Genomic DNA, 12,144 nt, shown 5'->3' with positions numbered 1-12,144 from the left:
ACGCCCGGTCCCATCCCGAACCCGGAAGCTAAGACCCACAGCGCCGATGGTACTGCACCCGGGAGGGTGTGGGAGAGTAGGTCACCGCCGGAACACCATTAACGGTCGAGGACCCCCACCACAAGGTGGGGGTCCTCCCGCATTTAACCGCCCAAAACACCCAACTGACTGGCAGCAGGGGCCGTTTTGGCGGCTCAGAACGGCCCCTGCTGCGAGTCAGTTGGGAAGAGGCCCCTGATGAAACAGGCGGGCAGTTCTGGCCATGCGTAAGAACCATGGAAAAACCTTGGGCATTTCCTTAATCGATGGAGACCTTGGGAATACCTTTAAACGGCCAGCTATTTTGGTCATGCGCATTGAGGGGCAGGATTTGACCGGCTAGGGTTTGAATTCCTACGGACCACTAAGGCGCAGGGTGCGTCGACCGGACCTTATAGGAGTCCCGCGATGCGCGTAGATCCTGGATTCGCCTTGGGCAAGAAGGTAACTAAGGGGCATCGGTTTGCCCGGTCCTTTGTGGGGCGCCGAGGGATTTCCCTGGCGTCAGTTGTCTTCCTGGTGGCTGCCACAATTTCCCTTATTGCCGGCCCCGCAGAAGCCGCCACTTTGACCTTTTCTACCACGGCCGATGCCGTGGTGAAGCGTGACAGTCCCACTATCAATTTCCGCACGGCGACGGGCCTCAAGGCTGATAATTCGCCGGTCGAAATGATCTTCCTCAAGCTCACGGTCACCGGCACCGCCGGCAGTACCGTGACTGGCGCCAAGCTCCGGCTGTTCGCTACGGATCCATCCAACTCAGGCGGCCAAGTCCGACGGGTCCTCAACAACTCCTGGAGTGAGAACACGATCACGTTCAACAACGCGCCTGTTGCGGAAACGCCGATTGTGGCTTCGCGCGGCGCTGTTGCCGATAACACCTATGTGGAGTTTGATCTCTTCGGCGCGATTAAGGGTGACGGGACGTATTCGTTCCGCATCAGCAACACATCCTCTGACGGCGTCATTTACAGTTCCAAGGAAACTTCCGTCACCACGCAACGGCCCCGATTGACCGTCACCACGAACGCGACGCCGCCGCCACCTCCTCCGCCGCCCCCGCCGCCGCCTCCGCCCCCCGGCGACAACCCGTGTGGCACGGCGACCGTCCCTCCGGCAAAGTACGACCACGTCATGTGGGTGCTTTTTGAGAACAAGACCTATTCACAGGTCATCGGGAACGCCAGCGCGCCGTACATGAGCACGAAGGCGAACCAGTGCGCCTCGGTTTCCACCTGGGCTGACGCCGGCCTGGGTTTGCCCTCGTTGCCGAGCTATCTGGCCATGACCTCCGGCAGCACGCAGGGCGTCACGTCCGATTCGAGCCCGAGCGGCCTGCCGCCTATTACTGCCGACAATATCTTCCGGCAGGTGCGCACGTCCGGCCAGTCCTACAAGAGCTATATGGAGGACATGCCGTCGAATTGCCGACTGAGCGCGTCCGGCCTGTATGCCGAGCGGCACAACCCCGAAATCTACTACCAAGGGACGGGGGACAGGGCGGCATGCGCTGTCAACAATGTGCCCCTGGGCACGGTGAGCGCCGGGCAGCTGGCGGGCGACCTCGCCAACAACACTCTGCCGAATTTCTCCGTGGTGGTGCCGAACGTTTGCAATGACATGCATGACTGCAGCGTCGCGACGGGCGACACCTGGCTCTCGCAATGGCTGCCGGTCATCTTGAACAGCCAAAGCTACCGGGCGGGACGCACGGCGATATTCGTGCTCTTTGACGAAGATACTCCGGTACCCAATTTCGTGGTGGCACCATCCGTGGTCCCGGGCACCGTTATCCAGGGCAACTACAGCCACTACTCCCTGCTCCGGACCACCGAAGAAATGCTGGCCATCAGCCTGAAGTTGCAGAACGCCGGCACGGCCCTGAGTTTCCGGTCGCCGCTGCGCATCTAGGCACTGCGGGGAATCCCAGCAGAGTCTCGGAAAGCTCCCGGCTCCGGCGGAACGAACTCTCAGTTGCACTCGTTAGAATTCGACGGGGCTGGATTCCAAAAGACCAGCCCATCGCTTCGTTCTAAGGACACCTCAATGCCCGAGCGCACTATCGTCATCACCGGAGCCAGCGACGGCATCGGCGCGTCCGCCGCGCGGACCTTCGCCCGGCAGGGGGAACGTGTGGTCGTCGTCGGGCGTTCCGCGCAAAAGACCGAAGCGATCGCGAACGAAATCGGCGCGGAATTCTTTGTCAGCGACTTCGCCGACCTTGCCCAGGTGCGGACCCTGGCCGCGCAGCTGAAGGAAAAGTACCCGCGGATCGACGTTCTGGCGAACAACGCCGGCGGCATCATGGGGCCCCGTGAGCTCACCGTGGACGGCCACGAGAAGACCTTCCAAGTGAACCACTTGGCCCCGTTCCTGCTCACCACCGGGCTGATCGAGGTGCTGACCGCCAGCCAGGCCACCGTCATCAACACCTCGAGCGTCGCGAATTCGCTCTTCGCCAAGTTCGACATCGACGACCTCGACGCGGCCAAGAGCTACTCCACCAACCGCGCCTACGGCAACGCCAAACTCGCCAACATCCTCTTCACCGCCGAACTGCACAACCGCTACAACACCGAGGGGATCTCGACGGCGGCGTTCCACCCCGGCGGCGTGGCCACCAACTTCGCGGCCGACTCCACGAGCCCCATGCGCCTGGCCTACAAGTCCTTCCTCAAGCGCTTCATGCTGACCCCTGACCAGGGCGCGGACACCCTTGTGTGGCTCGCCAACGCCACCCCTGGCCACGACTGGATCTCCGGCGCTTACTACGCCAAGCGGACGCTCTCCAAGGCCAACAGGCAGGCGTACGACGCGGGGCTGGCCAAGGCGCTGTGGCAGCGCAGCGAGGCGATGGTGGCCCAGGACCTCGACAAGCTGGACCAGGGCTCGGATCACGGCGCCTGAGCCTGACCGGAAACGCCGAATTCGTGGGTTAGCATTTTCCTGCCCCTCGCCGATCCGCGGCCGAGGGCTTCTACCTGGGGGAGTGCTCTTAAACGTGCGCCTGAAGAAATTGCTTATCGCGTCCCTGGCGGCATCCGCCGTCGTCCTGAGCGCTACGGCCGTGCCGGCATCCGCCGCGCCCGCGCCGAAGTCGTACAAGAACTGCACGGAGCTGAACAAGGTCTACCCGCACGGCGTCGGCAAGAAGGGCGCCCGCGACAAGACCAGCGGAAAGCCGGTCACCACGTTCCGCGTCGACAACACCCTGTACAGCCTCAACGACGGCGGTTTCCGCCAGTACGATCTCGACCGTGACAACGACGGCATCGCCTGCGAAAAGCGCTGATATGACCAGTCGGGATCCTCGCCAACGGCGGGGATCCCGACTGCTTTAACCGGCTACGGCCCCGGGACTCTGACTCCTGGGGCAGGCCCGGGCCATCCAACGAAGTGACGCGAACGGCCGCTAAGCCATGATGCTTAGCGGCCGTTTGCGTCCAATGGCAGAGTGTGGCGGCGTCAACGCGCTCCGATCCGGCTACGCCCGGCAGCAAGCGCGGGCCAATCGGGGGCGGAGTAGGGGGCACAGCCAGGGTCCAAGCGGGGCGCAGAGCACAACCAGGGCACAGGCGCCGCCGTAAACCCGCCTACCGCGCGGCGTCGACCTTGTCCAGGGCGTTCAGGGCACTCTCCATGGTCCCGGCCAGGTGGCGGGCGGGGGCCGGCTTGGCGAACAGATAGCCCTGCAGGGAGTCGCAGCCGCGGTCCATCAGGTATTTGGCCTGCGCGGGCGTCTCGATACCTTCCGCCGTGACTTTCAGGCCGAGGGCATGCGCTGCGCTGATCATGGTGGCGAAGAACGGGAGCTGTTCCTGGCCGGTCTTGATCATGGCCACGAAGGAGCGGTCGATCTTGACCATGTCCAGGGGCAGTTCCTGGAGCCGGCCGAGCGTGGAATACCCGGTGCCGAAGTCGTCCATGGCAATCCGGACACCGGCGCCGCGCAGCTGCCGCAGCTGGCCCAGCACGTCCGAGGAGGCGTCGAAGAACACGCTCTCCGTCAGCTCAAGGGTGAGCTGGCGCGGGTCAACGCCCGTGGACGCGGCAATCGCGAGCACGTCCGCGGCGAAGTCCCGGTGCTGGAACTGCAGGCCCGAGACGTTCACGGCGACGCTGTAGGCAGGATCGCCGGCCAGCCAGGGCCGGATCTCGGCGCAGGCGCGGCGCAGGACCTCGTCGCCGATCTCGCGGATCAGGCCGCTCTGCTCCGCGACTGGCAGGAACTGGTTCGGCGGCACCAGCCGGCCGTGCCGTTCCCACCGCGCGAACGCCTCGAACTGCACCACCGAACCGATGCCGGGCGAGACCACGGGCTGGTAGTGCACCGAGATCTGGCCCAGTTCGACGGCGCGCCGCAGCCCGGAATCGCCGTCGGCCTTGTGGGCCGCGGTGTTCAGCATCTCCGGCCGGAACCGCATCCAGTTGTTCTTCCCGGCAGCCTTCGCGGCGGTCATGGCGGCGTCGGCCTGCCGCAGCAGTTCCGCGCCGTCCAGCGTCTGCCCCGACTTCGACGCCAGGCCCATGCTGACGCCGGGCCGGACCATGGAGCCGCCCACGCGCAGGGGGGCGTAGAGGGACTCGGCGATCCGTTTGGCCACCGCGTCCGCGTTGAGGCATTCGGTGAGCAGCACCGCGAACTCGTCGCCGCCGAGCCGGGCCACCGTGTCATGCGGGCGGACGCAGTTGCGCAGCCTGGATGCCACCTCCACCAGCAGTTCATCGGCCGCGGAGCGTCCCAGCACGTCATTGAGGTGCTTGAAGTCATCGAGGTTCAGCAGCAGGATGTCCACCGGATCCGGACGGCGCAGGGCCGCGGCGAGCCGCTCGTTGAAGAGGGGGCCGTTGGGCAGCGCCGTCAAGGGGTCGCGGAGCGAGCCCGCCTTGAGTTCGTCGTCGTGCTCGGCAAACGCCGCAGGAGCGGCAGCCGCTGGACCTCCGGAAAGGGAAGCTCCCGCGGCACCAGAAGTACGACGGCGGGCAAAGTCGCCGCTGAGGGTGCGCCCGGCGCTGCCGGCGCCCGGGTTCCGCCCTGCGGCGCCGCGGATCGAGAGGGCCACGGACATTCCGGCGTCGGCCGCTCCGGCCGCGGCGGGGACCAGCGAGCACGTGATTTCGACGGGGAGTTCGGTGCCGTCGGCGCGGCGGCCCGAGCCGGCGAACAGGGAGCCGGGGCTTGCGGACTTGGCCAGCCCGGCCAGGACGCCGTGAAATTTCTCCCGCGAGGCCTCGGCCAGGAGCATGCTGTGGTCCGCGCCGAGCAGTTGCGCCCGCGGGTAGCCGAAGAGCCGTTCCGCGGCCGCATTGAGGAAGGAAATGGCTCCGTCCTCGGCGACCAGCAAAAGTGCGTCCGGGCTGTACTCCAGCAGTTGTTGTGCGAAACCAGCTTCCACGATGTCTAACAGCCCCCCGGCGATGAATACGGATAGCGGGCACCTTGCGGAGAGCAGGCGCACTGCGCTGACTGAATCATATGCGGTGCGGGCTTCCCGGACGTGCTGGCCATCATGCCGCAATCAAATGTGTCGAACGGCCCGGCTGCGGCAAGTGCACCCGGCCCGGCGGCAAGTGCACAAGGCCCGGCTACTGCCGGCCCCGGCTACCCTGGCAGCGGCACGCCCTCGAGGTCGGCGATGGCCGCCGCGGAGTTCCGGACCGCGCGGTGCCTGGCCGCCCCGGGTTCCGGGCGGGAGAAGAGGAAGCCCTGCAGGGCATCGCAGCCGTGGTCCATGAGATAGCGTGCCTGGGCCGGTGTCTCGATGCCCTCGGCCGTGACCTTCAGCCCCAGGCTCCGGGCCATGTGGATCATGGAGGTGAGGATGGGCAGCTTTTCGACGCCGGTCTGCAGCATGGACACGAAGGACTTGTCGATCTTCACCACATCCACCGGCAGGTCCTGCAGGCGGCCCAGCGAGGAATAGCCGGTCCCGAAGTCGTCCAGGGCCACCCGGATGCCGGCCTCACGAAGGGTCTCGAGCTGGCCGATCACGTGGGAATGGGCGTCGAAGAACACGCTCTCGGTCACCTCCAGGACCAGCTGGCGCGGGTCCACGCCGCTCCACGCCGCAATGTCCAGGACGCGCTCGGCGAAGTCCCGGTGCTGCAGCTGCACGCCGGAGACGTTGACGGCCACGCTCCGGAACGGGTCCTCCCCGAGCCACGGGGCGAGCTCGGTGCAGCTGCGCCTGAGCACCTCGGCGCCGATTTCCCGGATCAGGCCGCTGCGTTCGGCGGTCTCGATGAACTCGTCCGGCGGAATCAGCTCGCCGTCCCACTCCCAGCGGGCCAGGGCCTCGAACTGCACCACCTCGAGCCGGTCACTGGAGATGACGGGCTGGTAGTGGACGGTGATCTGCCCCAGTTCCACCGCCCGCCGCAGCCCGGCCGTGAGCTGGGTGCGCTCCAGCAGCGCGGCCAGCATCTCGGGCCGGAAGTGCACATAGCAGTTCTTCCCGGCCTCCTTGGCCGCGTACATGGCCAGGTCCGCCTGCCGGAGCAGCTCCGACGACGTCTCGGTGCCGGCGTCGCGCGATGCCACGCCCAGGCTCAGGCCGGGCCACATGAGGGTTCCCTCGATGGAGACCGGGGCGTTCAGGGTGCTGACCACGCGCTGGGCCACGGTGTCGGCGTCCCGGCAGCCGACCAGCAGGACCACGAACTCGTCCCCGCCCAGCCGGGCGACGGTGCCGTGCGGACCCACGCAGTTCTGGAGCCGGCGGGAAATCTCGACCAGCATCTCGTCGCCGGCATGATGGCCCAGGACGTCGTTGACTTCCTTGAAGTCGTCCAGGTCCAGGAGCAACACGTGCACCGGTTCCGGGGTCAGCAGTGCCGCGGCGGCCCGTTCGTTGAAGAGCATCCGGTTGGCCAGCCCGGTAAGCGGGTCCTGAAACGCGAGTTCCTTGAGCTTGCCCGCCTGCTCGGCCAGTTCGTCCATGGCGCGGCGGGCCTGGTCCTGGGCGCGCCGGCGTGAGGTGATGTCCCGGAAGTTCCAGATCCGTCCCACGATCGCGTCCGCCACCTTCTGCGGGCGCGAGTACAGCTCCACGGTGCGGCCGTCGGCGAACTCGAGGATGTCATGGCTCTGCATCAGGTTGTCCGCGTAAAGCGCTGCAACCTTTTGCAGGAAGGAGTCGGAATCCACCAGCTGGTCCGCGATGAACCGCACCAGCGCATCGGGGTCCTCGGCCGCGATCAGTTCCGGCGGCATGCCCCACAGCAACAGAAACTGGTCGTTGATCCCGGTGATTTGGCCTTCGCTGGAGAGCACGACGATACCGTCCGACGTCGATTCCAGCGTGGCGTCCACGAGGGAGAGGGCCAGCCGGCGGCCGGAATCGGGGTCGTTGCGGTGCTCGGCGTCGCGGACGGCTACCGCCATGGCCGTGCCGCCGTCGACGCTCACCAGCGAGCACGTGATCTCCAGCGCGAGGTCCGAACCGTCGCGGTGCAGTCCGGCGGCCGCGAACGGGCGGCTTCCGGCCGGGCTTTTGCGTCCCAGCCGGCCGAAGACCCGCAGGAAGCCGCTGTGGGCTTCCTCCGAGAGCAGGATGGTGTGCTGAACGCCGAGGAGTTCCTCGCGGGGGTAGCCGAACAGCCGTTCCGCGGCCGAATTCACGAAGGCGATGGTCCCGTCTGCGGTCAGCAGCAGGAACGCATCAGGACCCTGCTCCAGCAGGTCTTCACCAAATCCAGTTCCCACGACGATACCGGCCCCCAAGCGACGGAAGTTCATAGAGCGATGATGTTCCCGGCCGAGGGCCCGGAGCATTGCGTTTCACTGAATCATAGGGTCCTTCGGCCCCGTGTCCAGCACCTCGGCCATGGAACTTTGCGGGTCACCGGTTGCCGGGCACCCGATCGCCCCGCAGCGCGGCGATGGCCAGGGCCGCCCGGTCCAGCGCGGGCTGGAGCGTGGCCTCCGGCTGGGGGCCTGAAAACAGGAAACCCTGCAGGGAATCGCAGTGCAGGCTCATCAGGTAGCGGGCCTGGGCGGCCGTTTCCACGCCCTCCGCGGTGACGGTCAGCCCCAGTCCGTGGGCCATCCCAATCATGGCGTTCAGGATGGGCAACTGCTCGGTGCCGGTGTTGATCATGGACACAAACGACTGGTCGATCTTCAGCGTGTCCACGGGCAGGCCCTGCAGGCGTCCCAGGGAGGAGAAGCCGGTGCCGAAGTCGTCCAGCGCCACTTGGGCACCGGCCGCACGCAGGGTCATGAGCTGCTGGATGACGTGGCAGTCGTCTTCGAAGAAGACGCTCTCCGTGACCTCCAGGATCAGCTGGCGCGGGTCCACGCCACAGGATTCCGTCACGGCCATGACCAGCTCGGCGAAGTCCCCGTGCTGCAGCTGGACACCGGAGACGTTCACGGCCAGGGACCGGGTGGAGTCCTCGTCCAGCCAGGGCTTGAGCTCCGTGCAGCCGCGAAGCAGCACCTCGGTGCCGATCTCGACAATGAGGCCGCTGCGTTCCGCCGCCGGAATGAAATGCTTGGGCGGAACGAGCGCGCCGTCGCGCACCCAGCGGGCCAGGGCCTCGACCTTAGTCACGGTCCCGCTGCCGGCAGAGACGATCGGCTGGTAGTGGACGGCGATCTGTCCGCTGTCCACGGCGCGCCGCAGGCCGGCCTCGAGGTCGTTGCGGTCCACGAGGGCCTTCATCATCTCCGGCTTGAAGCGCATGTACCGGTTCTTCCCGGCAGTCTTCGCCGCGTACATCGCGACGTCGGCACGGCGCAGGAGCTCGGAGGCGTCCACGGCGGACTCGCCGATCGAGGCGAGTCCCAGGCTGAGGCTGGGCCGCAGCATGGTGCCGTCGATCCACACCGGGACGCGCAGCGAGTCGACGATCCGGGCGGCGACCGCCTCGGGCTCCAGCGAGTCGAGCAGGAGCACCACGAACTCGTCGCCGCCCAGCCGGGCCACGATGTCGCTCGGGCGCACGCACGCGCGCAGGCGCCGGCCGACCTCAATGAGCATCTGGTCCCCGGCATGGTGGCCCAGGATGTCGTTGACTTCCTTGAAGTCGTCCAGGTCAAGGAGCAGGACGTCGACGGCGCCGCCGTGCTGGTCCGCCAGCGCGCTTGCGAGGCGGTCGTTGAACAGTTGGCGGTTGGACAGTCCGGTCAATCCGTCCCGGAACGCCAGCGCCGTCAGCTGCGCGGACTGTGCGGCGAGGTCGGCCATGGCCCGGGTGATCCGGTCCTGGGCCACCTTGGCCGCGGTCACATCCCGGAAGCTCCACACGCGTCCGACCACCTGGTCCGCGACTTTCTGCGGGCGGGAATAGCGTTCAAAAGTCCGGCCGTCGCGGAATTCCAGGATGTCGTGGCTTTCCGCCGCGGGGTCGGCGTAGAGGGCCTCGACCTTCTCGACGAACTGGGCCGGATCCTGCAACTGGTCCAGGACGAAGGCCATGACCGCCTCGTCCTCCCCGGTGGCCAGCATCTCCCGAGGGATGCCCCACATGGTGACGAACTGATTGTTGACACCGGCGATCTCGCCGTCGCTGCTGACCACCAGGATGCCGTCGGCGGTGGATTCGAGCGTCGCGCTCAGCAGCGACATGGCCTCGCGGAGGCTGTCATCCTTCTCCGGCCGGTGCGAGGTGTCCCGGACCGCGGCGATCATGCTCGCGGTCCCTTTACCCGTCCCGTCCCGGGCGCCTGTACCGGTGAAGAAAATAGATCCGGCCACCTCGGCCTGGAACTCCGTACCGTCCCGCCGCACCCCGTAAGCCTCCACGGGGGCAGTGTCAGTGTCAGTTTCGGCGGCAGCGGCAGCGGCATCGCCGTCGGGGTGGGCGCCGCGGCGGAGGTTGAAGAACAGCCGCTCAAGGCCGTTCCGGAACCCCTCGGCCAGGAGCATGCGGTGGTCCGAGCCCACGAGTTCCTCGCGAACGTACCCGAACATGCGCTCCGCGGCGGTGTTGACCATCCTGATGGTCCCGTCCTCGGCCACCACCAGCAGGGCGTCGGGGCTGGATTCCACCAGGTCCCCGTAGCCCGGGACCGCGGCGGATACTTCCTGGGGGACTGTCGTGGGGACTGTGCCGGGGGCTTCCTCCGGGTACGACGACGCCGTCACCCGGCTACCGCCGTGCGAACCTGAGACCACCAACGAGACATTTAGAACCCTCCCATCGGGAAATCATAGGCGCCGGAAGCCTCCCTTGGGTGTCAAGAGGGTGTCAACACGTGGGCGGGGCCGAATCCGTGCCCGTGGCGGAGGACCAACCGCCCAGTTGCGCTATCACCTAGGGTGCTTAAAACCCCGGTTTGGCAGCCCTAAGTGATAGGGCAACGCGGGGGGAGCGGCCCACCTGGGACTCGCCGATCACGGCCCTGTAGTGGCCAACGAGTTCGGCGCCGAGCACGGACCACGTCCGGCCCTGGACCGAGGCGTGCGCGGCCACGGCGAACGCTCGGCGCTTGGCGTCGTCGCCCATCAGGTCCATCACCCGGGCACGGAACCCGGCGAGGTCGCCGGGCTCGTACAGCCAGCCGGTCCGCGAGTTCTCCACGAGGTCCAGCGGGCCGCCGCGGCCCGTGGCCACCACCGGCACCCCGGACGCCATGGCCTCCTGGATGGTCTGGCAAAAGGTCTCGAACTCGCCGGGATGGACGAAGAGATCGAAGGAGGCCACGGCCCGGGCGAGGTGGTCGCCGCCGAGGAAACCGGTGAAGACCGCCCGCGGCAGGGCAGCTTCCAGGGCGGCCCGCTGGGGCCCGTCGCCGATGATCACCAGCCGGGTCCCGGGAACATCCGCCAGCACCGCCAGATCCTCCACCTGCTTCTCGGCCGCCAGCCGGCCCACGTAGCCGATGAGGCGCTCGCCGCCGGGCGCCACGGCAGCCCGCCAGCCGGCGTCGCGCTTCGCGGGGTTGAACCGCTGCGTGTCCACACCGCGCCGCCACATGTCCACGCGCGGAATGCCGCGGCCGCGGAGCTGGTTGAGCGCGAACGTGGAAGGGACCAGGGTGCGCGAGGCCAGCAGGTGGATCTGGTCCACCCGGTTCCAGGCCCAGTTCTCCAGGAAGGGGACGCCGTAGCGGCCCGCATAGCCGGGGACCTCGGTCTGGTAGATGGCGACCGTGGGGATGCCGAGCTGGTGGGCGGCCTGCGCTGCCCGCCAGCCGAGCACGAACGGGGACGCGAGGTGCACGACGTCGGGCGCGTAGTCGGCAAGGATTCGCTTGACCCGATACACACCGCCCATCGCCACCCGCAGATTCGCGTAGCCGGCCAGCGGGACCGAGGGGAGCCGGAGGACGTGGGCGCCATAGACCTCGTCCTGTACATCCGTGTCCTGCGTGGACGGTGCGATTACCAGCACCTCGTCCCCGCGCTCGTGCAGATGCTCCAGCACGCGCAGGATGGAGTGGGTGACCCCGTTCATGAGCGGCAGGAATGATTCGGCGACGATTGCGATCCTCACCCCTCCACGGTGCGGGCGGCGGTTTGCGGTGCGGGGGAGCAGGCGTGGCCGGGAGGGGAAGAGTGGGTAAACAGGTGGGCGAACTCAGGAGGGAACCGCCACAGGGCGCGCGGATAGGCGGACGGTTGCCGGGAACTAGTCAGGCACCCTCTCGTGGGCGCAGTTCATCGCGGCCATGCGTCCACGGCGCAAACCCTACGAAGCAGCGGTGCCGGATGGCATGACGAAAGTCGAGCTACAGCGGGTCGGGCCAGTTGCCGACCGGGAAGCGGGCACGGATGCCGGAAACCGGACCGCAACGCGCACGCTTGTTGCCTTCCATCAGAAATACCTCCAGAGGCTACGGAACTTCAGAATACGCCCGTCGCCTCCTACCGTCCAGAGGGTCAATCGGCCTTGAGGACATCCGGAAGTTCGTCCACAAACACCGTCTGCGGCGGTTCAAAATAGATGACCAGGACCTGCTCGCCCACGGCGAAAACGCTGGTCTTATCGAAGGGGTGCGCGTGGAACGCACTGGTTCCGCCGCGGACCGGCAGCATGACCTCGCCGATGGTGCCCGGGCCGATCCGTCCGGTGACGCGGCCGATCTTTCCGGTCAGGCTCCGGTCAACATCCTTATGCATCAGAACCCCAGTACATCAGAATCCCAGTACATCAGGT

General features: G+C 67.0%; 8 protein-coding genes and 1 rRNA gene. 4 read left to right on the top strand and 5 right to left on the bottom strand.

Features of this window, described 5'->3' with window-relative positions; all coding sequences use genetic code 11:
- The 4 genes from rrf to AC1DGD_RS09520 all read left to right on the top strand — a co-directional run.
- A 5S ribosomal RNA gene (gene rrf, locus AC1DGD_RS09535) occupies positions 1–93 on the top strand; the annotation flags it as partial.
- Between the two features lie 378 nt (positions 94–471).
- Positions 472–1,950: a CBM96 family carbohydrate-binding protein gene (locus tag AC1DGD_RS09530; RefSeq protein WP_476856641.1), complete on the top strand. Its 1,479-nt coding sequence runs from the start codon at positions 472–474 to the stop codon at positions 1,948–1,950.
- Between the two features lie 135 nt (positions 1,951–2,085).
- On the top strand, positions 2,086–2,946 hold the full coding sequence (locus AC1DGD_RS09525; RefSeq protein WP_476856640.1) for an SDR family NAD(P)-dependent oxidoreductase: 861 nt from the start codon (positions 2,086–2,088) through the stop codon (positions 2,944–2,946).
- Positions 2,947–3,040: 94 nt separating this feature from the next.
- Positions 3,041–3,331, top strand: coding sequence for an excalibur calcium-binding domain-containing protein (locus AC1DGD_RS09520; RefSeq protein WP_223915864.1), 291 nt, complete (start codon positions 3,041–3,043; stop codon positions 3,329–3,331).
- A gap of 301 nt (positions 3,332–3,632) precedes the next feature.
- On the opposite strand, the gene AC1DGD_RS09515 is transcribed toward AC1DGD_RS09520, so the two are convergent.
- The 5 genes from AC1DGD_RS09515 to AC1DGD_RS09495 all read right to left on the bottom strand — a co-directional run bounded on the left by AC1DGD_RS09515 (position 3,633) and on the right by AC1DGD_RS09495 (position 12,107).
- The gene (locus tag AC1DGD_RS09515; RefSeq protein ID WP_476856639.1) at positions 3,633–5,435 is read right to left on the bottom strand and encodes a putative bifunctional diguanylate cyclase/phosphodiesterase; all 1,803 of its coding nucleotides are present in this window, start codon (positions 5,433–5,435) and stop codon (positions 3,633–3,635) included.
- A 206-nt stretch (positions 5,436–5,641) separates the two neighbouring features.
- Positions 5,642–7,777 (bottom strand): putative bifunctional diguanylate cyclase/phosphodiesterase, encoded by a 2,136-nt coding sequence (locus AC1DGD_RS09510; protein WP_476856638.1) that lies wholly within the window; start codon positions 7,775–7,777, stop codon positions 5,642–5,644.
- A gap of 103 nt (positions 7,778–7,880) precedes the next feature.
- A complete protein-coding gene (locus AC1DGD_RS09505; RefSeq protein WP_476856637.1) occupies positions 7,881–10,160 on the bottom strand; it encodes a sensor domain-containing protein in 2,280 nt (759 codons plus the stop codon).
- A 148-nt stretch (positions 10,161–10,308) separates the two neighbouring features.
- Positions 10,309–11,481, bottom strand: coding sequence for a glycosyltransferase family 4 protein (locus tag AC1DGD_RS09500; RefSeq protein ID WP_476856636.1), 1,173 nt, complete (start codon positions 11,479–11,481; stop codon positions 10,309–10,311).
- A gap of 386 nt (positions 11,482–11,867) precedes the next feature.
- Positions 11,868–12,107, bottom strand: coding sequence for a hypothetical protein (locus AC1DGD_RS09495; RefSeq protein ID WP_143264731.1), 240 nt, complete (start codon positions 12,105–12,107; stop codon positions 11,868–11,870).
- Positions 12,108–12,144 lie beyond the last annotated feature (37 nt).

The organism is Arthrobacter sp. 05T45, assembly GCF_056395875.1.
Note: the sequence above shows the minus strand (reverse complement) of the source record. Positions and strands in the feature narration are given on the sequence as shown.

What these genes read in the sequence shown, in the direction of transcription:
- AC1DGD_RS09525 (WP_476856640.1), top strand. Translation starts at nt 2,086, where the DNA reads ATGCCCGAGCGCACTATCGTCATCACCGGAGCCAGCGACGGCATCGGC.
- AC1DGD_RS09510 (WP_476856638.1), bottom strand. Translation starts at nt 7,777, where the DNA reads ATGAACTTCCGTCGCTTGGGGGCCGGTATCGTCGTGGGAACTGGATTT.
- AC1DGD_RS09495 (WP_143264731.1), bottom strand. Translation starts at nt 12,107, where the DNA reads ATGCATAAGGATGTTGACCGGAGCCTGACCGGAAAGATCGGCCGCGTC.